General features: G+C 73.1%; 23 protein-coding genes, 1 tRNA gene and 1 pseudogene. 14 read left to right on the forward strand and 11 right to left on the reverse strand.

The features are described from left to right. The first annotated feature begins 177 nt into the window (after nucleotides 1-177). From rpsA to DEJ50_RS25360, 4 genes are all read left to right on the forward strand, one after another. A complete protein-coding gene (gene rpsA / locus DEJ50_RS25345) occupies nucleotides 178-1,686 on the forward strand; it encodes a 30S ribosomal protein S1 (protein ID WP_150210412.1) in 1,509 nt (502 codons plus the stop codon). A gap of 187 nt (nucleotides 1,687-1,873) precedes the next feature. Next, on the forward strand, nucleotides 1,874-2,812 hold the full coding sequence (locus DEJ50_RS25350; protein WP_150210413.1) for a PAC2 family protein: 939 nt from the start codon (nucleotides 1,874-1,876) through the stop codon (nucleotides 2,810-2,812). A gap of 79 nt (nucleotides 2,813-2,891) precedes the next feature. Continuing rightward, nucleotides 2,892-3,500 (forward strand): dephospho-CoA kinase, encoded by a 609-nt coding sequence (gene coaE / locus DEJ50_RS25355; RefSeq protein WP_150210414.1) that lies wholly within the window; start codon nucleotides 2,892-2,894, stop codon nucleotides 3,498-3,500. Between the two features lie 90 nt (nucleotides 3,501-3,590). Further along, nucleotides 3,591-3,971: a tetratricopeptide repeat protein gene (locus DEJ50_RS25360; RefSeq protein WP_150210415.1), complete on the forward strand. Its 381-nt coding sequence runs from the start codon at nucleotides 3,591-3,593 to the stop codon at nucleotides 3,969-3,971. Between the two features lie 27 nt (nucleotides 3,972-3,998). On the opposite strand, the gene DEJ50_RS25365 is transcribed toward DEJ50_RS25360, so the two are convergent. Then, nucleotides 3,999-4,262: a DUF6343 family protein gene (locus DEJ50_RS25365; RefSeq protein ID WP_150210416.1), complete on the reverse strand. Its 264-nt coding sequence runs from the start codon at nucleotides 4,260-4,262 to the stop codon at nucleotides 3,999-4,001. Nucleotides 4,263-4,340: 78 nt separating this feature from the next. Continuing rightward, nucleotides 4,341-4,949 (reverse strand): hypothetical protein, encoded by a 609-nt coding sequence (locus DEJ50_RS25370; RefSeq protein WP_150210417.1) that lies wholly within the window; start codon nucleotides 4,947-4,949, stop codon nucleotides 4,341-4,343. 214 nt (nucleotides 4,950-5,163) lie between these two features. Between DEJ50_RS25370 and DEJ50_RS35285 the strand changes: the two genes are divergently transcribed. From DEJ50_RS35285 to DEJ50_RS25385, 3 genes are all read left to right on the forward strand, one after another. Next, on the forward strand, nucleotides 5,164-6,732 hold the full coding sequence (locus DEJ50_RS35285) for a transcriptional regulator (RefSeq protein ID WP_190344684.1): 1,569 nt from the start codon (nucleotides 5,164-5,166) through the stop codon (nucleotides 6,730-6,732). Nucleotides 6,733-6,860: 128 nt separating this feature from the next. Next, nucleotides 6,861-9,731, forward strand: coding sequence for a DEAD/DEAH box helicase (locus tag DEJ50_RS25380; protein ID WP_150210419.1), 2,871 nt, complete (start codon nucleotides 6,861-6,863; stop codon nucleotides 9,729-9,731). Then, the gene (locus DEJ50_RS25385; RefSeq protein WP_150210420.1) at nucleotides 9,728-10,942 is read left to right on the forward strand and encodes an SWIM zinc finger family protein; all 1,215 of its coding nucleotides are present in this window, start codon (nucleotides 9,728-9,730) and stop codon (nucleotides 10,940-10,942) included. The genes DEJ50_RS25380 and DEJ50_RS25385 overlap by 4 nt, the downstream gene beginning before the upstream one ends. A gap of 5 nt (nucleotides 10,943-10,947) precedes the next feature. On the opposite strand, the gene DEJ50_RS25390 is transcribed toward DEJ50_RS25385, so the two are convergent. Continuing rightward, on the reverse strand, nucleotides 10,948-11,490 hold the full coding sequence (locus DEJ50_RS25390) for a hypothetical protein (protein ID WP_150210421.1): 543 nt from the start codon (nucleotides 11,488-11,490) through the stop codon (nucleotides 10,948-10,950). A gap of 128 nt (nucleotides 11,491-11,618) precedes the next feature. Here DEJ50_RS25390 and DEJ50_RS35440 point away from each other — a divergent pair, with 128 nt between their 5' ends. Beyond that, entirely contained in the window at nucleotides 11,619-12,329 is a 711-nt protein-coding gene (locus tag DEJ50_RS35440) for a chaplin (RefSeq protein ID WP_150210422.1), read from the forward strand. Here the strand turns inward: DEJ50_RS35440 and DEJ50_RS25400 are convergent. Beyond that, the gene (locus tag DEJ50_RS25400; RefSeq protein ID WP_150210423.1) at nucleotides 12,316-12,972 is read right to left on the reverse strand and encodes a DUF2293 domain-containing protein; all 657 of its coding nucleotides are present in this window, start codon (nucleotides 12,970-12,972) and stop codon (nucleotides 12,316-12,318) included. The genes DEJ50_RS35440 and DEJ50_RS25400 overlap by 14 nt on opposite strands. Nucleotides 12,973-13,129: 157 nt before the next feature. On the opposite strand from DEJ50_RS25400, the gene DEJ50_RS25405 reads away from it, so the two are divergent. Both DEJ50_RS25405 and DEJ50_RS25410 read left to right on the forward strand, forming a co-directional pair. After that, nucleotides 13,130-13,468, forward strand: a complete 339-nt coding sequence (locus DEJ50_RS25405; protein WP_190344686.1) for a cupin domain-containing protein — start codon at nucleotides 13,130-13,132, stop codon at nucleotides 13,466-13,468. 10 nt (nucleotides 13,469-13,478) lie between these two features. Next, a tRNA-Trp gene (locus DEJ50_RS25410) sits at nucleotides 13,479-13,551 on the forward strand. Between the two features lie 10 nt (nucleotides 13,552-13,561). On the opposite strand, the pseudogene DEJ50_RS25415 reads toward DEJ50_RS25410, so the two are convergent. Together DEJ50_RS25415 and DEJ50_RS25420 are read right to left on the reverse strand one after the other, a co-directional pair. Next, a pseudogene (locus DEJ50_RS25415) lies at nucleotides 13,562-14,365 on the reverse strand (GNAT family N-acetyltransferase); the annotation flags it as partial. A 135-nt stretch (nucleotides 14,366-14,500) separates the two neighbouring features. Continuing rightward, a complete protein-coding gene (locus DEJ50_RS25420) occupies nucleotides 14,501-15,946 on the reverse strand; it encodes a WGR domain-containing protein (RefSeq protein WP_150210425.1) in 1,446 nt (481 codons plus the stop codon). A 92-nt stretch (nucleotides 15,947-16,038) separates the two neighbouring features. Between DEJ50_RS25420 and DEJ50_RS25425 the strand changes: the two genes are divergently transcribed. Further along, nucleotides 16,039-16,689 carry a uridine kinase gene (locus DEJ50_RS25425; protein ID WP_150210426.1) on the forward strand — a complete coding sequence of 217 codons (651 nt, stop codon included), beginning with the start codon at nucleotides 16,039-16,041 and terminating at the stop codon, nucleotides 16,687-16,689. Nucleotides 16,690-16,735: 46 nt separating this feature from the next. Here the strand turns inward: DEJ50_RS25425 and DEJ50_RS25430 are convergent, their stop codons facing one another. Both DEJ50_RS25430 and DEJ50_RS25435 read right to left on the reverse strand, forming a co-directional pair. Then, nucleotides 16,736-17,620 carry a carbohydrate kinase family protein gene (locus DEJ50_RS25430; RefSeq protein ID WP_150210427.1) on the reverse strand — a complete coding sequence of 295 codons (885 nt, stop codon included), beginning with the start codon at nucleotides 17,618-17,620 and terminating at the stop codon, nucleotides 16,736-16,738. Then, nucleotides 17,617-18,567, reverse strand: coding sequence for a pseudouridine-5'-phosphate glycosidase (locus tag DEJ50_RS25435; protein ID WP_150210428.1), 951 nt, complete (start codon nucleotides 18,565-18,567; stop codon nucleotides 17,617-17,619). The genes DEJ50_RS25430 and DEJ50_RS25435 overlap by 4 nt, the downstream gene beginning before the upstream one ends. Before the next feature lie 160 nt (nucleotides 18,568-18,727). On the opposite strand from DEJ50_RS25435, the gene DEJ50_RS25440 reads away from it, so the two are divergent. Then, a complete protein-coding gene (locus tag DEJ50_RS25440) occupies nucleotides 18,728-19,111 on the forward strand; it encodes a cupin domain-containing protein (protein ID WP_150210429.1) in 384 nt (127 codons plus the stop codon). On the opposite strand, the gene DEJ50_RS25445 is transcribed toward DEJ50_RS25440, so the two are convergent. The 3 genes from DEJ50_RS25445 to DEJ50_RS25455 form a co-directional block, all read right to left on the reverse strand. Beyond that, on the reverse strand, nucleotides 19,101-20,384 hold the full coding sequence (locus DEJ50_RS25445) for an MFS transporter (protein WP_223837907.1): 1,284 nt from the start codon (nucleotides 20,382-20,384) through the stop codon (nucleotides 19,101-19,103). The genes DEJ50_RS25440 and DEJ50_RS25445 overlap by 11 nt on opposite strands. Nucleotides 20,385-20,478: 94 nt before the next feature. Next, a complete protein-coding gene (locus tag DEJ50_RS25450) occupies nucleotides 20,479-21,048 on the reverse strand; it encodes a methylated-DNA--[protein]-cysteine S-methyltransferase (protein WP_150210430.1) in 570 nt (189 codons plus the stop codon). 99 nt (nucleotides 21,049-21,147) lie between these two features. After that, nucleotides 21,148-22,080, reverse strand: coding sequence for a glycerophosphodiester phosphodiesterase (locus DEJ50_RS25455; protein WP_150210431.1), 933 nt, complete (start codon nucleotides 22,078-22,080; stop codon nucleotides 21,148-21,150). A 147-nt stretch (nucleotides 22,081-22,227) separates the two neighbouring features. On the opposite strand from DEJ50_RS25455, the gene uvrB reads away from it, so the two are divergent. Further along, nucleotides 22,228-24,387: an excinuclease ABC subunit UvrB gene (uvrB, locus tag DEJ50_RS25460; protein WP_150210432.1), complete on the forward strand. Its 2,160-nt coding sequence runs from the start codon at nucleotides 22,228-22,230 to the stop codon at nucleotides 24,385-24,387. Nucleotides 24,388-24,443: 56 nt separating this feature from the next. Then, nucleotides 24,444-25,022 (forward strand): TerD family protein, encoded by a 579-nt coding sequence (locus tag DEJ50_RS25465; RefSeq protein WP_150212354.1) that lies wholly within the window; start codon nucleotides 24,444-24,446, stop codon nucleotides 25,020-25,022. The last annotated feature ends 8 nt before the right edge of the window (nucleotides 25,023-25,030 follow it).

The following is a 25,030-nucleotide window of genomic DNA, read 5'->3' on the forward strand; positions in this document are numbered from 1 at the left end:
CCTCAGACCTAGCAGGCTGCGCTCGCATCTGTTGCAGTCCCCTCGGTTTTCGAGGCCCTCGCCGTGTTCGTGCGGTGATTCGGGGCCTCCTTGGCTGTCCGGCGTTACAGAGGCGATAAGGGCTCCCGGCGTAGCAGTACCTACGACCTTCTGTCCGTAACCGGAGCCCTTTCCCACATGACGAGCAGCACCGAGACCACCGCCACCACTCCGCAGGTTGCGGTCAACGACATCGGTAACGAGGAAGCCTTCCTCGCCGCGATCGACGAGACGATCAAGTACTTCAACGACGGCGACATCGTCGACGGCGTCATCGTGAAGGTCGACCGGGACGAGGTCCTGCTCGACATCGGTTACAAGACCGAAGGCGTCATCCCGAGCCGCGAGCTCTCGATCAAGCACGACGTCGACCCGAACGAGGTCGTCAAGGTCGGCGACGAGATCGAGGCCCTGGTTCTCCAGAAGGAGGACAAGGAAGGCCGCCTGATCCTCTCGAAGAAGCGCGCCCAGTACGAGCGTGCCTGGGGCACCATCGAGAAGATCAAGGAAGAGGACGGCATCGTCACCGGTACCGTCATCGAGGTCGTCAAGGGTGGTCTCATCCTCGACATCGGCCTCCGCGGCTTCCTCCCGGCCTCCCTGGTCGAGATGCGTCGCGTCCGCGACCTCCAGCCCTACGTGGGCAAGGAGCTCGAGGCGAAGATCATCGAGCTGGACAAGAACCGCAACAACGTGGTCCTGTCCCGCCGCGCCTGGCTGGAGCAGACCCAGTCCGAGGTCCGCCAGACGTTCCTCACCACCCTCCAGAAGGGGCAGGTCCGCTCCGGCGTCGTGTCCTCGATCGTCAACTTCGGTGCCTTCGTGGACCTGGGTGGCGTCGACGGTCTCGTGCACGTCTCCGAGCTCTCCTGGAAGCACATCGACCACCCGTCCGAGGTTGTCGAGGTCGGCCAGGAAGTCACCGTCGAGGTCCTCGACGTGGACATGGACCGCGAGCGTGTCTCCCTGTCGCTGAAGGCGACCCAGGAGGACCCGTGGCAGCAGTTCGCCCGGACCCACCAGATCGGCCAGGTCGTCCCGGGTAAGGTCACCAAGCTGGTTCCGTTCGGTGCGTTCGTCCGCGTGGACGAGGGCATCGAGGGTCTGGTCCACATCTCCGAGCTGGCCGAGCGCCACGTGGAGATCCCGGAGCAGGTCGTCCAGGTCAACGACGAGATCTTCGTCAAGGTCATCGACATCGACCTCGAGCGTCGCCGGATCTCGCTGTCCCTGAAGCAGGCCAACGAGTCCTTCGGTGCCGACCCGGCGTCGGTCGAGTTCGACCCGACCCTGTACGGCATGGCCGCGTCCTACGACGACCAGGGCAACTACATCTACCCCGAGGGCTTCGACCCCGAGACCAACGACTGGCTCGAGGGCTTCGAGAAGCAGCGCGAGGAGTGGGAGCGCCAGTACGCCGAGGCGCAGGTTCGCTTCGAGCAGCACCAGGCGCAGGTCATCAAGAGCCGCGAGGCCGACGAGGCCGCCGCTGCCGAGGGCGCTGCCGCCCCGGCCGCCGGTGGCAACGCCGGTGCGGGCATCTCCGGTGGTTCGTACTCCTCGGAGTCGGACGACAACGCCGGTGCCCTCGCGTCCGACGAGGCCCTGGCCGCGCTCCGCGAGAAGCTGGCCGGCGGCCAGAGCTGATCACGGCGCAGCCCTCACACCTCCGGGTGTGAACTGAGCTGAAACGGTAAGGCCCGTCCCCTTCGGGGGGCGGGCCTTACCGCGTTTCCGGAGGACACCGGGGTTGATGGTCGGGTCGTCAACTGGGGAATGGAGGAGCGTCCTTGGGCGTTCCTCTCAGAGAACGCGGCGAGGAGGAGTGGTGACGGTGCTTGATCCACAGGGGTTGTACGAATGGGACGCGAACGGCCTGGCGGTGGTCGACCTGGCGCTGGCCCAGGACTCGGCCGGGCTGGTCATGCTCTACCACTTCGAGGGATACATCGACGCAGGTGAAACGGGGGAGCAGATCGTCGAGCGGCTGCTGGACACGCTGCCGCACCAGCGGGTGGCCTCCTTCGATGCGGACCGGCTGATCGACTACCGGGCCCGCCGGCCGCTGCTGACCTTCCAGCGCGACCGCTGGACCGGGTTCGACGCCCCGAAGCTGGAGGTGCGGATCGTCCAGGACGCCACCGGTGCCCCCTTCCTGCTGCTGTCCGGGCCGGAGCCGGACGTGGAATGGGAGCGGTTCGCGGTCGCCGTCCGGCAGGTCGTCGAGCGGCTCGGCGTCCGCCTCTCGGTGAACTTCCACGGCATCCCGATGGGCGTCCCGCACACCCGGCCCGTCGGCATCACCCCGCACGGCAACCGCACCGACCTGATGCCGGGCCACCGCAGCCCCTTCGAGGAGGCGCAGGTGCCGGGCAGCGCGGAATCGCTGCTCGAATTCCGGCTCGCCGAGGCGGGCCACGACGTCCTGGGCGTTGCCGCCCACGTCCCGCACTACATCGCCCGCTCGCCCTACCCGGATGCGGCCCTCACCGCCCTGGAGGCGATCACGGCGGCGACCGGTCTGGTCCTGCCGGGGGTCGCGCATGCGCTGCGTACCGAGGCGCACCGCACCCAGACCGAGATCGACCGGCAGATCCGCGAGGGGGACGAGGAGCTGGTCGGCCTGGTGCAGGGGCTGGAGCACCAGTACGACGCGGCGGCCGGGGCGGAGACCCGCGGGAACATGATCGCCGAGCCGGCCGAGATCCCCTCGGCCGACGAGATCGGGCGCGAGTTCGAGCGCTTCCTGGCGGAGCGCGAGGGGGACGGGTAGCGAGGGGCGGGGTAGGCCGTGGCGGAGGGTTACGACGGAGGGGCGGGGCAGGCCGTGGCGGAGCGTTAAGCTGCGGCCCATGCTGAAGATTGGCCTGACGGGCGGAATCGGAGCCGGCAAGAGCGAGGTCTCGCGGCTGCTGGCGCAGTACGGGGCGGTCATCGTCGACGCGGACCGCATCGCGCGGGAGGTCGTGGAGCCGGGGACGCCCGGCCTCGCGGCCGTGGTGGAGGCGTTCGGCCCGGAGGTGCTCACCCCGGAGGGGGTGCTGGACCGGCCCAGGCTGGGCTCGATCGTCTTCGCCGACCCGGCGAAGCTGGCCACGCTCAACGCCATCGTGCACCCGCTGGTCGGCGCCCGCTCGGCCGAACTGGAGGCCGCCGCGGGACCGGACGCGATCGTGGTGCACGACGTACCGCTGCTGACCGAGAACGGTCTGGCCCCCCTGTACGACCTGGTGGTCGTGGTGGACGCAGCCCCCGAGACCCAGCTGGCGCGGCTGACCGGGCTGCGGGGCATGTCCGAGGAGGAGGCGCGGGCCCGGATGGCGGCGCAGGCCACGCGTGCGCAGCGGCTGGCCGTCGCCACGCTGGTGATCGACAACGACGGACCGCTGGAGGCGCTGGAGCCGCAGGTCCGCTTGGTGTGGAAGGAGCTGGGCGAGCGGGCGGCAGCTGCCGCGGGCTGAGCCGCCCACGGACGTGTCCGCTGACGTGTCCATGGAATAGCGGGTGGGCGTGGTGCGTTGAAGGCGCCCGTAGAGGGAAGGAGACACACTGTGTCGGAGACCAGGCCCAACCCGTCCGCCAGCCCCGAGACGCATGTCATCGACTACCGTGCCGCGGAGCAGCTGCTGGCGGCCCGGGACCCGCGCGGAGCGGTGCGGCTGCTCGACTCGGTGATCGCCGCCCACCCCGAGAACACCGCGGCCCGGCTGCTGCGCGCCCGGGCCTTCTTCGCGGCGGCCCAACTGCGGCCCGCCGAGCTTGAGTTCGAGCTGGTGCTGGAGCGGGAGCCGGACAACGCGTTCGCGCACTTCGCGCTGGCCCGCACCCACCAGCGGGCCGGCCGGCCCGGTCCCGCCCGCAAGCACTTCCGGCTGGCCGCAGCCCTCGACCCGAGGCCCGAGTACCTGGAGGCGGCCCGCTTCGAGGGCTGACGGCCCGGGGCAGGGTCCGGGCCCGGGCTAACGGCGGCTGCGCGGGGGCTCGTACGGCGGGATGTCCCGGCCGGGCTGCCAGTGCGGCCCTTGGCGGATGTGCCGCAGCACCATGATCAGGTCGACCACCACGACCAGCATCAGGCCCCCGCAGGCCGCCGCCCACCCGGGGCGGCCGGCCAGCAGGAACGCGGCCGTCCCGGCGGCGGCCCAGATCAGCCCCCACACACCCAGCCAGAACCGCAGCCGCAGCGGGCTGCGCGCCGTCACCGGCTCGTTTCCGGAACGCATGAACCTCGCCTCGCCTTCCGGGCTCGGTGCCTTCCGGGCTCGGTTCCATGCTGCCACCGCGGGCCGGCCGAGGCGTTTCTAAGGGTTGAGCTTGTTGACGGCGGTGGTCGTCGTCTTCTTGAAGGCGGAGACCGGGGCGTCGGACAGATTCCCCATCTGGCTCCACTTCACCACGGTCACGGTGGAACCGTCGCGCCCGATGCCGTACAGGCCCACGCCGGGCTCGGACTCGGGGATCGAGGTGTGCACCCCGTAGACGTGCGCCCCCTCCTCGACCTTGATCTTCCCGTAGTCCTGCCAGGAGGCGGTCCCGCCCGGGTTCTTCCGCAGCCAGTCGGCCGCGCAGGCGGCGACCTTGCGCTCCAGGGCCGTGGCCAGCTGGGCGGCGGCACTGTCGGAGGCGGCCCGCACCGAGATCTGCAGGGCGCCGGTGTCGAACTCGGTGTTGAACGTGCGGTGCCAGGCGTTGGCCTTCGGAAGGGCGCCCTCCAGGCAGAACACCGGCCACTCCGGCAGTCCCTTGGTGACCGGGCCGGTGGACCACGGAGAGGCCGGGTGCGGCGGCAGGTCCCGGCCGGTGATGAACCCGGGCGCGGCAGCGGCCGTGGCAGTGGCCGAGGCCGTGAGGGTGAAGGCGGCGGTGGCCGCGAGGACGGCGGTGACAGTGGTGCCGAGACGCTTGAGCATGATCGTGCTCCCCGTTGTGATGAGTGTGTTGCGCGTTCTGGATGAGCATTCCCCGAGCCCGGGGTGTCAGGCGACGGATTGCCGAGGATTCGGGACACTGGAATGGCCGTACGTGCTGTCACCTGGGGGAATGCCCCCTGCATGGAACGGCGGGGCGGGACGGACAGGTCGGCCGGGACGACCGGGACGGCACCGGGGGACGGGGGAGTGGGGCATGGCCGAGGGCGGGCAGGGAGCGGAGCGGTTCGCGCGCTTGATGCGGGAGCTGAAGGAGCGGTCCGGGCTGAGTTACGGGGTGCTGGCGCGCAAGCTGCACACGAGTACGTCGACCTTGCACCGGTACTGCAACGGGGAGGCGGTGCCGACGGAGTTCGCGGCGGTGGACCGCTTCGCGCGGGCCTGCGGGGCCTCCCCGGGCGAGGCGGTGGACCTCCACCGGGCCTGGCTCCTGGCAGACGCCCGCCGCCGCGCCACACCCCGCTCCACCCCGCCCACGGATTCCCCTCCGACCGCGGCTCCGGGCGGGAGCCGGAGCGCGCGGGTCGGGGCGGAGGCCGAGCCGGGCGCCGGGGCCGGCACCCCGGCGAGCCCGGACGCGGAGCCGGCCACCGCGGCGGGCGGTGCGGTGGCGGCACGGCGCGAGCCGGGCGAGGCGGTGGCCGGGCCCTCCGGCCCGTCGGCCGAGCCGGTGGCCGGGCCCTCGGGTCCGGAGGCCGGCCCGTCGGCCGGAGGCGGAGCCTCGGGGGGCCCGAGCGTGGAGCTGGGTCCGGTGGCCGGTGGCGGTGTTCCGGGGGGCCCGGGCGTTGGGGCCGGGGAGGGCGACGGCGCGTTGGACGAGGCCGTGAGGGGGCCCTGGTACCGGGGGCGGCGGGCCGTGGCCGGGGCGGTTGTCGGCGTGGCGGCGGTGGCGCTGGCGGCTGCCGGCCTCGCGATGGCCGGGCAGCCGGACTCCGGCCGGCCGCAGGCGGGCAGCAGCCCGGTGGCCGGCCCCAGCGCGGCCCCCAGTAGCGGCCATGGCACCGGCAATGGCATGGGAGCGGGGACGCCCACCAGCCCGGCCCCCAGTGGGACCGGGGCCGCCACCGGCCCCGGCCCGGCGCCGGGCCCGAGCGCCGCCCCTTCCCCGTCGACGGCGGCCCCGACGGTCTCCACGCCGGCCCCGCCCCCGGCCCCCGCACCGCGTACCGCCGTCCGCTCGCACGTATGGGCCAACGGCTGCGACCACGCGTACCTGCTGCGCCAAGGGCCCCAGGCGGTGCCGGCGCCTCCCGTGGAGGCCGACGCCCCGGCCTGGGCGACCGCCCGGCAGGCCGTTCACGCGGGGCGTCAGATCGTCGAGGTGACCGTGCACGGGACGGGCGCCGACGCCGTCGTCCTCCAGGGGCTGGACGTACGGGTGACCGCCCGCCGCACCCCGCCCCCCTGGAATGTCTTCCTGATGTCGCCCGGCTGCGGCGGCTCGCTCACCCCGGCCGCCTTCGCCGTGAACCTGGACGCCCCGCGTCCCCTGGCCCGGCCGGTGGCCGGCCACGACGGGGAGCGGCCCGTTCCGGCGCCGGCCTTCCCGCTCCGGGTGACGGCCGCGGAGCCGGTGGTGCTGCGGATCGAGGCGTCCGCCACCGGGTGCGACTGCGACTGGTACGCCGAGCTGCGCTGGAGCAGCGCGGCGGGATCCGGGGTCGTCCGCATCGACGACAACGGCCGGACCCTGCGGACCAGCGCTGCCCCCGGCCGGCCCCGGTACGGCTACGCGGGCGAGCTGGGCCGCTGGTCCAAGGACTGATCCGCCCGGCATCTGTGCAGGTCAGTGGGGTTGTCAGTGGCCGCACCTAGACTCGGCGAGAGTGATGTCACCCGGTGGCCCCGCCCCGCGGGGGCCGACCGCGACCGAGCCGAGGAAGGGAGCCGCGCATGCCGCCTGAGCCGCACCACCCTGCCCCTGCCCCGGCTCCGGCTCCGGTCCCGGTTCCGGACCCGGCCCTGCGCCGTGCCGCCGCCGTGTTCCTGCCCGCCGCCGTGCCCCGGGAGGGGCGCTTCGCCTTCTGGTCCCCCGCCGGGGAGCCCCTGCCCGAGGGGTCGGCAGCGGCCGGTCACCTGACCGTCGTCCGGCCGCACGGCACGGCCGGCGGCGTCCGCAGCCGCGAGGTGCCGGCCGTGGTCCTGTCCGTCACCGACGCGCTGCCCCTACTCGCCCGGGCCGCGCCGGACCCGGCCGCCCACCCCGCCACCCGCTGCTGGGGAGTCGCCGCCCGGCAGGCGCTGGGGCTGGTCGCGCGCGGGCGGCTGCTGCCCGGGCTCACCCCGGAGGGGTACGACGCCTGGCGGGCCGGGCCGCTCGACGCCGAGGACATCGCGCAGCTCCGCGCCCTCGCGGCGGCCCTCCCGCACGAGGGGTACGCCACCCCGCTGGCCGGCCGCCGCCCCCTCCACCTGCCCGAACCGGAGGCGCTGGTGCGGGCGTTCCTCGACGCCGTCGCAGACACCCTGCCGCGCACCCCGGCCGCGCCGGTCGCGGCAGGCCGGCCGTTCGCCGCGGCCGAGCCGCAGCGGGTGCCCGGGATGCAGGACTGGGCCGCACAGGTCGCGGCGGGTTCCGACGCCGGCGTCGGCCTGTCGCTGCGGCTGGACCTGTCCTCGTACCGGCTCTTCGACCAGGCGGAGCCGGAGGACCTCCGGCGGGCCGGCGCCGCCGTGGTCCAGGTGCACAGCCTCGCCGATCCCACGCTCGTCACCGATGCCGCGCAGCTGTGGGCGGGTACGGCCGCCGCCGGGTTCGGCCCGCGCGCCCGGGTCGACGCGGTGCTCGCGCTGCGCCGGGCCGCCCGGGTCTGGCCCCCGCTGCTGCGGCTGCTCGAACAGCCGGTGCCCGATGCGCTGGCCCTGTCCGATCCCGAGCTCGAAGACCTCCTCGGCCGGGCCGCGACCCGGCTCGCCGCCGCCGGGGTGCTGGTGCACTGGCCGCGCGAGCTCGCCCGTAGCCTGTCGGCGACCGCGGTGGTTCGTTCCACCGCGCCCGGCTCCGCCACCGACGGGACCGCCTTCTTCGACGCGGCCGGGCTGTTCTCCTTCTCCTGGGAGCTGGCCCTCGGCGAGGACCGGCTGACCCCCGGCGAGATGGATGCGCTGGCCGAGGCCCACCGGCCGGTGGTGCGGCTGCGCGACCAGTGGGTGCGGGTGGACCCGGAGCTGGTGCGCAAGGCCCGGAAGCGGGAGCTCGGCCTGCTGGACCCGGTGGACGCGCTGGCCGTCGTACTCGGCGGGACCGCCGAGGTGGACGGCGAGGCGGTGCCCGCGGTCCCGGTCGGCGCGCTCGCCGCGCTCCGCGACCGGCTGACCGGGGACCTGGAGGCCCTGCCCGCGCCGGCCGGCCTGAAGGCCACCCTCCGCGAGTACCAGGCGCGCGGCCTCGCCTGGCTGGACCGGATGACCTCGCTCGGCCTCGGCGGCTGCCTCGCCGATGACATGGGCCTCGGCAAGACGGTCACCCTGATCGCCCTGCACCTGCACCGGGCCCGCCCCGAACCCACCCTGGTGGTCTGCCCCGCCTCCCTGCTGGGCAACTGGCAGCGCGAGATCGAGCGGTTCGCGCCCGGGGTGCCGGTCCGCCGCTACCACGGGTCCACCCGCACCCTGGAGGGCCTCACCGGCGGCTTCGTCCTCACCACGTACGGCACGATGCGGGCCGGCGCCGCCCGGCTGGCCGAGCAGAGCTGGGGGATGGTCGTCGCCGACGAGGCCCAGCACGTCAAGAACCCGCACTCGGCGACGGCGAAGGCCCTGCGGACCATCCCTGCCCCCGCCCGGGTGGCGCTGACCGGCACCCCGGTGGAGAACAACCTCTCCGAACTGTGGGCGCTGCTCGACTGGACCACACCCGGGCTGCTCGGTCCGCTGACCGCGTTCCGGTCCCGGCACGCGCGGGCGGTGGAACAGCAGCAGCAGGAGGACGGCGGGAACGAGGAGGCGGTGGCCCGCCTCGCGGCCCTGGTCCGGCCCTTCCTCCTCCGGCGCCGGAAGTCGGATCCGGGGATCGCACCGGAGCTGCCCCCGAAGACGGAGACCGACCATCCGGTGTCCCTCACCCGGGAGCAGGTCTCGCTCTACCAGGCCGCGGTGGACGAGGCGATGGCGGTGATCGAGGCGAGCGAAGGCATCGAACGCCGCGGGATGATCATGAAGTTGCTGGCCTCGCTCAAACAGATCTGCAACCACCCCGCGCAGTACCTGAAAGAGGAGCACCCGCGGATCGCGCACCGCTCCGGCAAACTCGCCCTGCTCGACGAGCTGCTGGACACGATCCTGGCCGAGGGCGCCTCGGTACTGGTCTTCACCCAGTACGTCACCATGGCCCGGATCCTGGAGAAGCATCTGGCGGGCCGTGGGATCGCGGCCCAGCTGCTGCACGGCGGTACCCCGGTGCCGCGCCGGGAGGACCTCGTCGACCGCTTCCAGTCCGGTGAGGTCCCGGTGTTCCTGCTGTCCCTCAAGGCGGCGGGCACCGGTCTGAACCTCACCCGGGCCTCTCATGTCGTCCACTACGACCGCTGGTGGAACCCGGCCGTGGAGGAACAGGCCACCGACCGCGCCTACCGGATCGGCCAGACCCAGCCCGTCCAGGTCCACCGGATCATCGCCGAAGGCACCGTGGAGGACCGGATCGCCGAGCTGCTCGAGATGAAGCGCGCCCTTGCGGACGCCGTCCTCGGCTCCGGTGAAACCTCCCTGACCGAGCTCACCGACCGGGAGCTCGCCGACCTCGTCTCCCTGCGCAGGCCCGCATGACCACGAGCCGGGACGACCGCCGCCGCACCTTCGACTCCGTACCGCCGGGCACGGAGCCCACCAGCTGGTGGGGCCGGGCCTGGACCGCGGCCTTGGAAGAGCTCTCCCGCGATTCCGGGCGCCTGGAGCGGGGCCTCGCGTATGCCGCCTCCGGGAAGGTCGACGCGATCACCATCACCCCCGGCCTGCTGGTGGCGTACGTCCGGGGCAGCCGCCCCCGCCCCTACCGCACCGAACTCGCCCTGGCCCCCTTCGGCGACGAGGAATGGCGGGACCTCCTGGACTCCCTCGCGGCGGACCCGGCATGCCTCGCCGCCCTCGTCGAACGGGAGATCCCGCGCTCTCTCGCGGACCGCATCCTGCCCGGCCCCGGCGACCTCCTCCCGCGCTGCTCCTGCCCGGACGGCGGGCGCCCGCCGTGCAAGCACGTGACCGCCCTCTGCTACCGCACGGCCCGGCTCCTCGACCAGGACCCGTTCGTCCTCCTGCTGCTGCGCGGCCGGGGCGAGCGGGAGCTGCTGGAGGAGCTGACCCGGCGCAACGCCGCCCACGCCGCCCGCGAACGGCCCGATACGGCCCCGGACTTCCCCGGCGTCCCGGCCCGTACGGCCCTCGCCCGCGTCCTGGCGCCGCTGCCCGCTCCATCCGGACCGCCGGCCGCACCGGGCACCCCGCCGGCCTATCCGGCGGATCCGGCCGGCCCCGACCCGCTCGCGCTGGACCAGCTGGCCACGGACGCGGCAGCCCGGGCCCTCGCCCTGCTCGACACCGGCGAGGACCCGTACGCCGCGCTCACCCTCTGGCAGGACGCCGTCCGGCTGGCCTCCGCCCACCCCACGTCCGGGCTGACCGCCACCGCCCGCCGCCTGTACCGCGACCTGGCCCACGCCACCGGCCGCACCACCACCGACCTGGCCCGCGCGGCTGCCGCCTGGCGCCAGGGCGGCCCGGCCGGCCTGGCCGCCCTCGACGACCCCTGGGACCCGCCGGCCGGCCCCTTCGACCGTGCCCGGCCCGCCCTCCTCGCCGCGGGCCAGGGCCCGTTCCGTCCGCACCGCAACCGGCTCACCTCCGCCACCCGCCAGCTCCGCCTCGGCCGCGACGGCCTCTGGTACGCCTACGAATCCCGCCCCTCCGCCGACGACTGGTGGCCCACCGGCCGCCCTTCCGCCGACCCCCTGCACGCCCTCGGCCACCCCGACCGAGCCTGAGCTCCTCAGGAGGGGAGTCGGGCGGCCCAGGCGGCCAGGGTGGCGAAGTCGCGGTCGCGGAGGCCGTGGCGGGGGTGGATGCGGAGGAGGAGGGCGGGGGCCGGGTGATGGGTGGAGACATGGGCGGTGTCGCGGTCGGTGATCAGGTCGTCGACCCAGGCGAAGGGGCGGCCCGCGGCCCAGGCGAGAAGCGGGCGGGTCTTCCAGAAGAGTCCGTCGGGGTCGCGGGTGAAGGGCTCCGGCCATTCGACGACCGGCAGGTCGCTGGGCAGGCCGATGCGCGGCGAGACCAGTGTGTTGGCCTCGTGCGTCCAGGCGGTGGCCCAGGCCAGTTCGAAGGGGAGCGCCCGGAGCCGGGCGCCGTGCGACGGATGGAGCCGCACCTGTACGCCGCGGCGGGCGCGGCGGGACCCGGGGCGCTGGTGGGACAGCCAGATGTCCGGATGCATCCGGTGGCTGCGGTAGCCGCGCAGCCCGGGCAGGCGGGAGCGGAACGGGTTCAGCGGGCCGTCCACGTCGAGGAGGAGCAGCGGGCGAGCAGCAGTCATGAAGTACGCAGTACCCAGTACACGATGGGGTGAAATACCTACCGGCTCTATAACCCGTATGGGTTTACCGCGTTGTTTCCGGTGCGGGTGGTACGCCCGTGAACTTCTCCGGAAGGCAGGGAAAGCTGATGCGTCAGGGTCGTCGGAATGGCTTGATCGCGGCGGTGGTCGTGGGAGGTGCGGCTTCGGTCGGAGCGGGCGGCCTCGCGTTCGCCGATGCCGAGGCGGGCGGGCGGGCGGAGCGCTCGCCGGGGGTGCTCGCCGGGAATCTGGTACAGCTGCCGGTCCATGTGCCGGTGAACGTCTGCGGGAACACCGTGAACGTGGTCGGACTGCTCAACCCGGCAGCCGGGAACACCTGTGTGAACGCGGAGGGGAAGGGCAAGGGTTCCGGTCCGGCGCATTCCGGTCCGCGGTCGACCGGCCATCCGTCCAAACCGGGCGGGGGGCACGCCGGGAACCGGGGCGGAGCCGTCGCCGAGGGACGCGGAAAGGATTCACCCGGGGTGCTGTCCGGCAACGGCATCCAGCTGCCGGTGCAGCTGCCGGTCAATGTCAGCGGGAACTCGGTGAACGTGGTCGGCATCGGGAACTCCGCCCACGGCAACGAGTCGGTCAACGGCACGCGGCCCGTCACCCCGGCCCAGCCCCCCGTCCGGCCGCCGACGGCCCCCCGGCCCGTCACGCTGCCGGCCCCGGCCCCGGCGCCGGTCCAGCCCGAAGGTTCCGCACTGGCGCAGACCGGCGCCGACGGAATGGGCTACCTGCTGCCCGGCGGCGGGGCGCTGGTGCTCGGCGGGGTGCTGCTGTACCGGCGGTTCCGGCTCAACCAGGCCTGATCCGCCAGGCATCCAGGATCGCGTCGATCTGCGGAGCCAGCCGGGCCCGGGCCCGGAACCGGGGCACTCCCGCCATCAGGAGCGCGTCGTACTCGGTGTCGTCGTGCCGGACAGCCGCCCGCACCGCCACCGAGACGGCGAGCTCGTCCAGGGCCCGGCCGGCCGCGCTGCGTCCCACCCGGCCGCTGCCGCGCACCGATGCGTGCGTGGCGATGGCCAGCGCGCGGTCGGCCGGGCAGCCCGGGAACAGCCGGCGTATCTCGGTGGCGAAGGCCGCCGTGAAGCGGAGGTCTTCGGCGGCCCGGCGTGCCCGTGCCCGGTCCCGGTGCCGGGCCCGGGCGTCGGCGTCGGCCAGACAGGAGCGCTCGGCGCGGGCCAGGGCATTCTCCTCGACGAGCAGTCCCTGGCGCTCGTACCGGCGGCGGCGCTTGTTGAAGCGCACCACGACGGCACTGAGTGAACTGCCCTCGCGGGCCCGGCGGGTGAGCGCGGCGTGGCCGCGCGGCAGGTAGACGAGGTGTCCGAGATCGGCGCAGTCGAGGCAGCGCGGCACACCGGATTCGCGGACCAGGTGGGGGAGCGGGCCGTGCCGGCACTCCGCGCAGCTGATCTGCTTCAGCGGTTCGAACACCACGAGGTTCATGGAGAGTTGATACCGCTCTCCGGGGCCTATATCACCTCGGGCCGGATGATGTTCGTGGTTTCGTGGATTCCGCCGATACGGCCGATATTCGTCCTACGGTATGACGATGCTCAGGATGCGGCGACCGAGGGCGAGGCCAAGGCGAAGGCCGAGGCCGATGGATGTGGTGGTCGACCGGATCACCCTCCGGCCCGGCGATTCCACCGGCTGGCACTACCACCTGGTCCCGGTGTTCGCCGTCGTACTCTCCGGCACCCTCACCCGGATCCTGCACGACGGCACGGTCGAAGTCAGCCCGCCCGGCGCGATGTTCGTCGAAGCCGCCGGCCGGGACCGCGTCCACCTCGGCCACAACCCCGGCTCCGAACCGGTGGTCCTCCAGATCGCCTACGCCCTCCCGGAGGGCGCCCCGCTCTCCTACGAGGCCCCGGCCCCGCCGCTCTGCGGCCCGGCCGCAGAAATCACTGGCGTGGCACCCGGCTGCATGACAGCCTGAGCGGGCCGGGAGGGGTGTAGCTCAATGTCCAGAGCGCCGGTCTCCAAAACCGGGCGACGTGGGTTCAATTCCCACCGCCCCTCCCGGTACCCGGCCCCCTAGCGCGTACTCCGTGAACCCTCCGGCGGTACGGAATCCCAGTCGGCGGTAGACCGGTTCGCCGTCCGGCGAGGCCTGGAGGACGGCGTACCGGCGGCCCAGTGAGCGCGCCAGCCGCAGGGCGGCCCGGGTCATCGCGCCGCCGTAGCCGCGGCGACGATGCGCGGCCAGGGTGCAGATGCCGTAGATCCCGGCCACCCCGGCATGGTCGAACACCTCGGCCGAACAGATCGCCACACCGTCCAGATATCCGACCAGGTAGTGCGCCGGACAGTCCGGTGCCAGCGCCGGGACCCGGGCGCGCCGGTAGAACTCCCGCACCGAGGCCGAGGGCGGCTCCCAGTTCGCGGCGAGCACCTCGGCGTACGCCGCGAGCTCCGCGGGCGTGACGACCGGGTGGATCTCCAGCCCCTCCGGGCCGGACGACCCGACCACCCGGTGCTCCTGCCCCTGGCCCTGCCCCGGCTCTGGTTCCCCCGCCGACAGGTCCGCCCACATGGCGCTCTCGGACTCGGTCGCGACCGCCCCGGCAGCCATCAGCCGGGCCGAGAGGTCCGTCGGCGCCGACGCGGGCCCCACCCACCAGGAGAACGGGCGCCCGGTTCCGGCCACCGTCCGCCCGGTCTCGGCGATCCGCCGGTCCGCCGTCTGCGCGGTGAAACGGGCCGCGGCGATCACGTTGAACGTGTCGTCGGGCAGGCCGCTGTCCGCGATCAGCAGGTCGCCCGGTTCGAGGACGGCTGCCCCGGGCAGCGCACGGTGCAGATGGGCGGCATGCTCCGCGAGGTTCCGCTCCATCCGGTGCAGGAGATCCCGGACGTCTGCGCCCTGACCGCCGGTGTCCCGATGGTCCGTGTTCCGGTGGTCCCTGTCCCCGTCGTCCGTATCCATGACGGTCAGTCCACCACAGCAACCGGCGGCCGGTGCCTCCGCTCAGACCAGTCGGCGTATCTCGCCGCGCACGCGGTAGAAGCCCCCGGAGGCCGGGTGCAGACCGTCCACCACATAGCGGGCCCCGGCCTCCCGGATCCCGCGCGGGAACTGCACGTTCCACGAGGACTCGAAGCCGCCCGAGACCACCTGCACCCGCAGCCGCCCGCCCTGCTGGACGCACTCCACCACCACACCGCCCGCCGGCGCCGCCGCTGCCGACACCGTCGCCACCGCAGCCGCCGACACCGCCGGGGTGTAGACGGGCAGCGCCGCCGCCGACTTCACGTCCACCGCCGTCGGCACCGTGCCCTGCTGGGCCGCGGCGATCGCCGCCTCGCTCGCGTCCACGCACACCAGCGAGCCGTCCGTGGTCACCAGGTACAGCCGCTCGTCCAGGTACTGCATCGACAGCGCGGAACCACTGCCGGTGCCCAGCTTCCACAGCCGCCGCCCGTCGGCATCGAAGCAGTACACCGAGGAGCTGGAGTCACCGGCGAACACATGCCGGCCGTCCGGCGAGGTCGCACACGAGTACACCGCCGCATCGCACCGGTACGAGGCCTCGATCGCGCCCGTCGCCTTCGACAGCCGCTGCACCGCGTTGCGGCCCGTCCCCGCATACACCGTGTGCTCCTCCTGCCAGCCGAACAGCACCCCGCCGTTGGTCGCGGTGTGCCACAACTCCGCACCGCCGTCCGCCGCGTACGCCGTCACGCCCGACGTGTGGCCGTGGTAGACCGCCCGGTCGTCGGCCCGCACCATCCAGGCGTGGTTGCCACCGGACTTGCGGGACCACTGGAACTCCTCCTCGTGGTCGATGACCGTCAGGCCGCCGCCCGCGTCGGAGACGTGCAGCACGCCCTCGCGGATGTCCAGCCAGAAGATGTCCACGTCCGGCGCGATGTCATAGGCACCGAAGGGGACCTTCGCCGACAGGTCGTACACCGTGCCGTCGTCGCAGCCCGCGTAGATCCAGAACTCGTCCGCCACCAGGCACTTCACCCCGTCCGGAAGCGAATACCGGGCCAGCACCTCGCCGCCGTGGCTCAACGTGTACACGTCCCCGGACTGGTTGCCGACCCAGCAGCGGTCCTCGTCCACATGGATCCCGAAGGCCGCGGCGCCGGTGCGGAAGCGCCACAGCACCGGGGCCACCGCACGCGCCGTGGACGGCGCCGAGGCGACCTGGCGGCGGGTCACCGACCGCGGGGCCCGCTGTCCCTGCACGGCCGGCGCGTATCCCTTGCGGACCTTCTCGCCGATCTTCTTCGCGGCGGCGGCCCGGGCCTTCTCGGCCGTGGGGAACGAGGAGTTCTGCATCTGGCCGTCCGCGCCGATCCGGCCGTACCGCACGGTGACGGCCGTGCCGTCCACCGTCACCTCGTAGAACTTGTGTGCACCGCCGCCGTCCTGCGACAGCTCCAGATACGTGGTCTCGCGAGCCATGACAGACCCCTCCCCAAGGCCGGGCCCGACGGCTCTGTCCCGCCGGTGATCCCTCGTGAAAAACGCTACGGCGCAGCACTGACAATGGCCTGGTGCAGAAGCTGGAAGCGATCACCTGGGAGCGGCTGGCCGAGCGGACCGCGGGCCACCTGGACGAACGGGACACCGGCGGCGACCGGTTGAGAGTGGCCGTCGACGGCGCCCCGGCCGCCGGGACCGGCCGGCTGGCCGGGCTGCTCGCGGACGCACTGCGGCTGCGCGGCCGTTCGGTGCTGACCGTGGCCGCCGAGGGGTTCCTGCGACCCGCCTCGCTCCGCTTCGAGCACGGCCGGCAGGACGTCGACTCCTACCTCGGCGGCTGGTACGACACGGCCGCGCTCTGGCGGGAGGTCTTCGGCCCGCTGGAGCCCGGCGGCACCGGACGAGTGCTGCCCGATCTGTGGGATCCGGTCACCGACCGGGCCACCCGCAGCCCGTACGCGGAACTCCCGCCGGGCGGCGTGCTGATCCTGCACGGCCCGCTGCTGCTGGGCCACTGGTTCCCGTTCGACTTCACCGCGCACATCGCGCTCTCCCCGGGCGCGCTCGCCCGCCGCACCGAGGAGTCCGAGCGCTGGACCCTGCCCGCCTTCGCCCGCTACGAGGCCGAGACCGGCCCCGCCGAGGCCGCCGACACCCTGATCCGCGCCGACGACCCCCGCCGGCCCGCCTGGACCGGCCTCCCCGGCACCCGCCCGGCCTGACCCGGGCTGACCGGCATGAACCGGGGGCTGCGTACGGGACCGGGGGCTACGGACGCCCGCCCGGCCGGGTGACCGCCCGCGCCGCGGCCCGGCAGCCGGCCCGGGCCGCCTCGGCGGGCGGTGCGCCGGCCAGCCGGGCCGCCAGGAAGCCGCCGGTGAAGGCGTCTCCCGCGCCGGTGGTGTCCACCGCCCGGGCGGGCTCCGCCGGGACGTCCGCGGTCACCGTGCCCGCCTCCGCGACCAGCGCACCGGCCACGCCCCGGGTGACCACCACCAGCGGAAAGCGCAGGCTGAGGGCCGCGGCTGCCTCCGCGGCGTCCGCGGTGCCGGCCAGCAGCCGGGCCTCGTCCTCGTTGGGCAGCAGGACCGCAACCCCGTCCACCGCACTGAGGAAACGTTTCACTCCCAGAGAGTGGAGAAACCCGGCCGAAGCCGGATCCACACTCACCGGCACCCCGCGCGCCCGCGCCGCCCGCAGCGCCACCCCGGCCAGCTCGCGGCTGCCGTCGGCGAAGTACAGATAGCCCGACAGATGCAGATGGGCCACCCCGTCCAGCAGCGAGGGAGTCCAGTCGGCCGGACACAGCCGCAGTGCGGCCCCGCTGTCCGTCAGGAAGGTGCGCTCCGCATCCCTGCCGACCAGCGCCACCACCGTCCCGGTCGGCGCCACCGGGTCGACCACCAGCTGCGCCCGCACCCCCGCCGCCGCCAGCGCGCGCTCGTGCCAGGCCGCCGACTCCCTGCCCACCCGGGCCAGCAGCCGGACCTCCGCCGCCCCCGTACGGGCGGCCCAGCAGGCCGCATTGGCCCCCGCACCGCCCGGCATCGTACGGATGCGGGCCGCGGTGTCGGTGGCCGGGGCGAGGGGTTCCGCATGCATCGCGACCACATCCGTCACCACGTCCCCGACCACCAGCAGGGCTCCGCTCACCGGCCCGCCCAGGCCGCCGCGATCCGCGCGCCCAGCCGCACATTGCCGCGCACCGCCGCCAGGTTCGCCTCCAGCGAGGCCCCGCCGGTCGCCCGTACCAGGAATCCCAGGAGGAAGGGGGTCACCGCCTGCCCGGTGACGCCCCGCTCCCGGCACTCGGCCAGCGCCTCCGCCAGCACCCGGTCGTGCAGCGCCGGATCCAGTTGTTCCGCCTCGGCCACCGGGTTGGCCACCAGAACCGCCGACTCCGGTCCGGCCAGCAGGTCCTGAGCGGCCATCACCGCCGCCACCTCCTCCGGGTCCCGCGCCGTCCAGTCCACCGGCAGCCCGGAATCGGCCAGGTAGAACCCGGGGAAGCGGTCGGTCCGGTAGCCCAGTACCGTCACCCCCAGCGTCTCCAGCCGCTGCAGCGTGGCCGGCACGTCCAGGATCGACTTCACCCCCGCGCACACCACCGTGATCCGGGTCCGGGCCAGCAGCGCCAGATCCGCCGACTCGTCCTGGCTGTGCGCCCATTCCCGGTGTACGCCGCCCAGCCCGCCGGTCGCGAACACCCGCAGCCCGGCCCGCGCGGCCAGGAAGGCCGTAGCGGACACCGTGGTCGCGCCCGTGGCCCCCGAGGCGATGGCCGGCGCCAGATCCCGGTGGCCGAGCTTCCGCACGCCCTCCCCGCCCCCACCCCCGGCCCCGTCCGCGCCCGCGATCCGCTCCAGCTGCGCCTTGTCGAGGCCGACCCGGGGCACCCCGTCGAGCACCGCGACCGTGGCCGGCACCGCCCCCTCCGCCCGGACCAGCGCCTCCAGTTCGGCGCCCACCGCCAGATTGCGGGGGCGCGGCAGACCGTGCGCGATGATCGTCGATTCGAGCGCGACCACCGGCTGCCGCCGGTCGAGCGCCTCCCGTACCTCTTCCGACACGACGGGGACCGCTGAGTGCTGTTGTGGCATGTCCCCATCCATGGCACGGCAGCCCGGCCCCCAAACACCCTCCCCCGCCGGCTGTCCGAGAAGGGCAACCTAAGGTCGACAAGGTGACGCGCCCGGAACCGCGATCGTGGACGATGTGGTGCCCCTGGCCGCCGGTCCTGCCGGGCTAGGGTGACCCGCCATGAGCACCAGTGATCACACCGCCGCCCCCGGCCCCGCCTCCTTCACCGTCACCGTCGCCGACGTCCCGGACGCCGAACTGGAGGTGGAGGACCTCGACCCCGGGCAGATCCTCTCCGGCTCGCCCGTGGTGACCGGCAAGGTGCTCTGGGAGTCCGCGGACGGCAAGCAGCTGCGCGGCATCTGGCAGATCACCCCTGGGGTGGTCACCGACACCGAGGCCAGTGAGCTGTTCGTGGTCGTCTCCGGCCGCGCCACCATCGAGGTGGAGGGCGGCCCCACCCTGGAGGTCGGCCCCGGCTCGGCCTGCGTGCTGCGCGAGGGCGACCGCACCACCTGGACCGTCCACGAGACGCTGCGCAAGGCCTACCACATCAGTCTGTGACGGGCCGCCGCCGTACGGTGAACAGGGCCAGCACCGCCAGCGGGATCAGCAGCGCCGCACCGATGGCATTCAGCCAGCCGTAGCCGGCCTGGGCCACCACCAGGCCGGCCGCGGCACCGCCGAGCCCGGCGGCGGTGTTCATGCTGAGGTCCGAGAGGCCCTGGACGGCGGCCCGGGCCGGCTGCGGCACCGAGTCGGTGAGCAGCGCCGACCCGGAGACCAGCCCGGCCGACCAGCCCAGGCCGAGCAGGAACAGGCCCGCCGCGGTCTGCCCGTGGCTGGGTCCGGCGGTACCGGCGAGCAGCGCGGCGAGGCAGAGCAGCCCCGCGGCCAGGCCGATCACCGACAGCCGGCCGATCCGGTCCGCGAGCAGGCCCATCAGCGGCGAGAAGGCGAACATGCCCGCGATGTGCCCGCTGATCACCAGGCCGATCAGGTCCAGGGAAGCCCCGTGGTGGCTCAGGTCCAGCGGGGTCATCACCATGATCGACACCATGGTGGTGTGCGAGACGGTCACCGTGACCAGCGCCAGCCGGGCCCGCGGCGACGCCTTCACGGCGGCCATCCCGGCCCGCAGCGACCGGGCCTCCGCAGCCTGCTCCGCCGGTTCGGCCAGGGCACGGGCGGTCAGCAGCGGGTCGGGGCGCAGCAGTACGGCGATCAGCGCGGCGGTGATCAGGAAGATGCCGGCGGCCCACAGGAAGGGGCCCGCCGTCTCGGGTATGGAGGTGCCGGCGAAACTGCGGCTGGCCGGAGCGGACAGGTTGGGGCCCAGCACCGCGCCCAGGGTGGTGGCCCAGACCACGGTGGAGATCGCCCGGCCCCGGTGGTCGGGCGAGGCCAGGTCGGCGGCGGCGAACCGGGCCTGCAGGTTCGCGGAGGAGGCGGCGCCGAAGGCGGCCATGCCGAGCAGCAGCAGCGGGAAGTTCCCGATCACGGCGGCCAGCACCACCACGCCCGCGCCCACTGCGCCGATCAGGTAGGCGAGGACCAGGCCGGGGCGCCGCCCGCGCCGGGTCATCAGGGCGGCGAGCGGCAGCGAGAGTATGGCCGTGCCGGCCACGGAGGCACTGGAGGCCAGTCCGGACAGCGCCTCGCTGCCGCTGATCTCGGTGGCCATCACCGGCGCCAGGGCGATGCTGATCGGCACGCCCAGGCCGCCGATGACCTGGCTGGTCATGAGGACGGCCCGGGTACGGCGCTGGAGCCCCGGGACGTCTTCTGGCGAGACGGCCGGAGCGGTGTGCGGTGCCTTGGCGGCGCTGGTGTTCACCGATGCAGTTTCGCACCCGGGGCTGCACGGTGTAACGGCCTGTGGATATCCACAGACAACCGCAGGCAACCGCAGACAACCGCGCACACCAGGCTCAGAACAGCGGCTGGGGCAGCACGCCCTCCAGGGCCAGCAGGGCCCGCTTGGTCTCCACACCGCCGCCGAATCCGCCGATCCCGCCGTCGTTCTCCACCACCCGGTGGCAGGGCACCACCACCGGCAGCGGGTTCGACCCCATGGCCGCGCCCACCGCCTGGGCCGCACCCGGCTGCCCGACCCGGGCGGCCAGCTCTCCGTACCCCACCACCGATCCGTACGGCACCGAGCTCGCCAGCTCGCGCAGCACCAGGCGGTTGAACCCGGCCGAGAGCCGCCAGTCCAGGGGCAGGTCGAAGCGCCGCAGGCTGCCCGCGAAATAGGCCTCCAGCTGGCGTATCGGCTCGGCGAGCAGCACTTCCCGGCCCCGGTCCGGGCGCCAGGCGTCGGCGCCGAGCCGGGAGACGAGCGGATCGGCGGGATCCGCCTGCTCCGGATCGGCATGGAACTCCACCCGGACCAGACCCTGCTCGGTCGCGGCCAGGAAGAGCGGACCGATGTCGCTCGCGACCACGGTCCACTCGAGGCGCGGCCCGTTCGGCCGCTCGCTGCTGTCTACGTTGCCCACGCATCCACGGTACGGCCGGCCACCGACACGGCCCGCCCAGGCCGCCCCCCAGGCCTGCCCCGGCCCGCCTCGGGCCGCTCCATGCGCCCGCGGCCCGGTTCAGAACCCGCCCACGGCCTCGCGGACCACGTCCGGGGCGTTGGTGATGATCCCGTCCACCCCCATCGCCTGGACCTTCCGGGCCACCGCCGGATCGTCCACGATCCAGGTGTCCACCTCCAGGGGCTCACCGTGGACGCCCCGCAGCGCGTGCACCGCCGCCACCCACTCGGCGGTGATCGTGGTGTGCCACGGGTTGATCCGGTCCGTGAACTCGGCGTACAGGGCCAGGTCCTCGGCTGCCGGAGTGCCCAGGAAGGCCGTGATCAGATCGGGCCGCAGGCTGTGCACCGTCCGCACGCAGTCCACGCTGAAGCTCTGCACCACCAGACGGTTCTCCACCTGCTGCTCGCCGAGCCAGCCGGCCTCCTCCAGGACCCGCAGGGTGTCCTGCTCGATCCCCGGGTACAGCTCCGGTTTCTTGATCTCCAGGAGCAGCTTCTGCTGGTTGAACCGCACCCGGTCGAGGTACTGGCGCAGGGTCGGCACCCGGGCGCCGGCGAACTGCGGTGTGAACCAGCTGCCCGCGTCGAGCCCGGCGATCTCGGCAGCCGTGAAGTCCGCGACCCGCCAGGGCTTGCGGTCCGGATACCGCGTCTCCACGTCCGTGGTCCGGGCGAGGGTGTCGTCGTGGATGACGACCAGCTCGCCGTCCTTGGTGCGCTGGACGTCGTTCTCCACCCAGTCGATGCCCAGGTCCTCGGCCAGGTCCACGGCCGCGAGGGTGTTCTCCGGGGCGTAGGCGGAAGCCCCCCGGTGGGCGTAGAGCACGGGCGCGCCGACCAGCCGTACCGGATCCCGCCCGGTGGCAGCGGCGGCAGTGGTGGATTCACCGGATGCAGCGGCGGTGGCGGTCGTGGCGGGCCCGCCGCTCAGGACGAGGGCCCATCCCAGGAAGGCGGCTGCTGCCGCGGCCACGTGTCGTACGTACATGCGCTTCCCCTCCTGCTGTCACGGGTGACGGGTGCACTTGGTCGCGATCATGGGTTCGTGATCAACTGCCCGCCACCGAACTACGACAAACGGCCCACCCCGCCGCTTGGTGCCCGGCCTGTCAGTGGGGGGTCGTACGGTGGACTCATGCGGCCCGTATCGAAGATCGAACGCACGGTGGCCCCCTTCGAGGTGGTCAGTCCCTACCAGCCCAGCGGAGACCAGCCGGCGGCCATCGCCGAGCTGGAGAAGCGCCTCCGCGCGGGCGAGAAGGACGTCGTGCTGCTCGGCGCCACCGGCACCGGCAAGTCGGCGACCACAGCCTGGATGATCGAGAAGCTCCAGCGGCCGACGCTGGTCATGGCACCGAACAAGACCCTCGCGGCCCAGCTGGCGAACGAGTTCCGCGAGCTGCTCCCCAACAACGCGGTCGAGTACTTCGTCTCGTACTACGACTACTACCAGCCCGAGGCGTACGTCCCGCAGTCCGACACCTACATCGAGAAGGACTCCTCCATCAACGAGGAGGTGGAGCGGCTGCGGCACTCCGCCACCAACTCGCTGCTCACCCGCCGCGATGTGATCGTGGTCGCCTCGGTGTCCTGTATCTACGGCCTCGGCACCCCGCAGGAGTACGTGGACCGGATGGTCCCGCTCAAGGTGGGCGACGAGATCGACCGCGACCAGCTGCTGCGCCGGTTCGTCGACATCCAGTACACGCGCAACGACCTGGCCTTCACCCGGGGCACCTTCCGGGTCCGCGGCGACACCATCGAGATCTTCCCGGTCTACGAGGAACTCGCCGTCCGCATCGAGATGTTCGGCGACGAGATCGAGGCCCTCTCCACCCTGCACCCGCTGACCGGCGAGGTCATCAGCGACGACACCATCCAGTACGTGTTCCCGGCCAGCCACTACATCGCCGGCCCCGAGCGCATGCAGAACGCGATCCGCGGCATCGAGACCGAACTCGCCGAGCGGCTCACCGAGCTGGAGAAGCAGGGCAAGCTGCTGGAGGCCCAGCGGCTGCGCATGCGCACCACCTACGACCTGGAGATGATGCAGCAGATCGGCTCCTGCTCCGGCATCGAGAACTACTCGCTGCACATGGACGGCCGCGAGCGGGGGAGCGCGCCCCACACCCTCATCGACTACTTCCCCGAGGACTTCCTCCTCGTCATCGACGAATCGCATGTCACGGTCCCGCAGATCGGCGCGATGTACGAGGGCGACGCCTCCCGCAAGCGGACCCTGGTCGACCACGGCTTCCGGCTGCCCTCCGCCCTCGACAACCGCCCGCTGAAGTGGGAGGAGTTCCTGGAGCGGATCGGCCAGACCGTCTACCTGTCGGCCACCCCCGGAAAGTACGAACTGTCCCGGTCCGACGGCTTCGTCGAGCAGATCATCCGCCCCACCGGCCTGGTCGACCCCGAAGTGGTCGTCAAGCCCACCGAGGGCCAGATCGACGACCTGGTCCACGAGATCCGGCAGCGGGTCGAGAAGGACGAGCGGATCCTGGTCACCACCCTCACCAAGAAGATGGCCGAGGACCTCACCGACTACTTCCTGGAGCTCGGCATCCAGGTCCGCTACCTGCACAGTGACGTGGACACGCTGCGCCGGATCGAGCTGCTGCGCGAACTGCGGGCCGGTGAGTACGACGTCCTGGTCGGCATCAACCTGCTCCGCGAGGGCCTCGACCTGCCCGAGGTCTCGCTGGTCGCGATCCTCGACGCCGACAAGGAGGGCTTCCTGCGCTCCGGCACCTCGCTGATCCAGACCATCGGCCGCGCGGCCCGCAATGTCTCCGGCCAGGTCCATATGTACGCGGACAAGATGACCCCGGCGATGGAGAAGGCCATCGAGGAGACCAACCGGCGCCGGGAGAAGCAGATCGCGTACAACACGGCCAACGGGATCGACCCGCAGCCGCTGCGCAAGAAGATCAACGACATCGTCGCCACCATCGCCCGCGAGGAGGTCGACACCGAGGAGCTGCTGGGTACCGGCTACCGGCAGGCCGACAAGACCGCCGGCAAGGGCGCCAAGGCCCCGGTCCCCTCGCTCGCCGTGCACGCACCCAAGGCGGCCAAGGGAGCCAAGGCGGCCAAGGGCGCCAGGGGGGCCGGCGCAGCGGTGCCGACCGACCGGCCGGCCGCGGAACTGGCCGGAATCATCGAGGAGATGACCGAGCGGATGCGGGCGGCGGCGGCCGACCTCCAGTTCGAGGTCGCGGCCCGGATCCGGGACGAGGTGAGCGAACTGAAGAAGGAGCTGCGGCAGATGAAGGAGGCGGGCCTCGCCTGACCGAGCGCCTTGTCAGTAGGGTGGCCGGGTAGATGGCGAACGAGAGGGGACAGCGCGTGACGGTCAACATGACCAAGGGCCAGGCCATCAGCCTCGAGAAGTCCGACGGGGGGACGCTGACCGCGGTCCGGATGGGCCTCGGCTGGCAGGCTGCGAAGCGCCGCGGACTTTTCGGCTCCCGTACGCGGGAGATCGACCTGGACGCCTCGGCGGTGCTCTTCGCCGGCAAGGAGCCGCAGGACGTGGTGTTCTTCCAGCACCTCGTCAGCAACGACGGCTCGGTCCGGCACACCGGTGACAACCTGGTCGGCGGCGTCGGCCAGGGCGGGGACGACGAGGCGATCCTGGTCGACCTGGCCCGGGTTCCGGTCCACATCGACCAGATCGTCTTCACGGTGAACTCGTTCACCGGCCAGACCTTCCAGGAAGTGCAGAACGCGTTCTGCCGCATCGTCGACGAGACCAACGGCCAGGAACTGGCCCGCTACACCCTCGACGGCGGCGGCCAGTACACCGCGCAGATCATGGCGAAGGTCCACCGGGTCGGTTCAGGCTGGCAGATGACGGCCCTGGGCAGCTCGGCCAACGGCCGCACCTTCCAGGACCTGCTGCCGGCCATCGCCGCGCACGTGTAAGACGAGGG

Source organism: Streptomyces venezuelae (assembly GCF_008642295.1).
Lineage (GTDB): Bacteria > Actinomycetota > Actinomycetes > Streptomycetales > Streptomycetaceae > Streptomyces > Streptomyces venezuelae_C.

Coding starts and splice junctions, on each gene's coding strand:
- rpsA (WP_150210412.1), top strand. CDS start 178: ATGACGAGCAGCACCGAGACCACCGCCACCACTCCGCAGGTTGCGGTC.
- coaE (WP_150210414.1), top strand. CDS start 2,892: ATGCTGAAGATTGGCCTGACGGGCGGAATCGGAGCCGGCAAGAGCGAG.
- DEJ50_RS25365 (WP_150210416.1), bottom strand. CDS start 4,262: ATGCGTTCCGGAAACGAGCCGGTGACGGCGCGCAGCCCGCTGCGGCTG.
- DEJ50_RS25370 (WP_150210417.1), bottom strand. CDS start 4,949: ATGCTCAAGCGTCTCGGCACCACTGTCACCGCCGTCCTCGCGGCCACC.
- DEJ50_RS35285 (WP_190344684.1), top strand. CDS start 5,164: ATGGCCGAGGGCGGGCAGGGAGCGGAGCGGTTCGCGCGCTTGATGCGG.
- DEJ50_RS25380 (WP_150210419.1), top strand. CDS start 6,861: ATGCCGCCTGAGCCGCACCACCCTGCCCCTGCCCCGGCTCCGGCTCCG.
- DEJ50_RS25385 (WP_150210420.1), top strand. CDS start 9,728: ATGACCACGAGCCGGGACGACCGCCGCCGCACCTTCGACTCCGTACCG.
- DEJ50_RS25390 (WP_150210421.1), bottom strand. CDS start 11,490: ATGACTGCTGCTCGCCCGCTGCTCCTCCTCGACGTGGACGGCCCGCTG.
- DEJ50_RS35440 (WP_150210422.1), top strand. CDS start 11,619: ATGCGTCAGGGTCGTCGGAATGGCTTGATCGCGGCGGTGGTCGTGGGA.
- DEJ50_RS25400 (WP_150210423.1), bottom strand. CDS start 12,972: ATGAACCTCGTGGTGTTCGAACCGCTGAAGCAGATCAGCTGCGCGGAG.
- DEJ50_RS25405 (WP_190344686.1), top strand. CDS start 13,130: ATGGATGTGGTGGTCGACCGGATCACCCTCCGGCCCGGCGATTCCACC.
- DEJ50_RS25420 (WP_150210425.1), bottom strand. CDS start 15,946: ATGGCTCGCGAGACCACGTATCTGGAGCTGTCGCAGGACGGCGGCGGT.
- DEJ50_RS25435 (WP_150210428.1), bottom strand. CDS start 18,567: ATGCCACAACAGCACTCAGCGGTCCCCGTCGTGTCGGAAGAGGTACGG.
- DEJ50_RS25440 (WP_150210429.1), top strand. CDS start 18,728: ATGAGCACCAGTGATCACACCGCCGCCCCCGGCCCCGCCTCCTTCACC.
- DEJ50_RS25455 (WP_150210431.1), bottom strand. CDS start 22,080: ATGTACGTACGACACGTGGCCGCGGCAGCAGCCGCCTTCCTGGGATGG.
- uvrB (WP_150210432.1), top strand. CDS start 22,228: ATGCGGCCCGTATCGAAGATCGAACGCACGGTGGCCCCCTTCGAGGTG.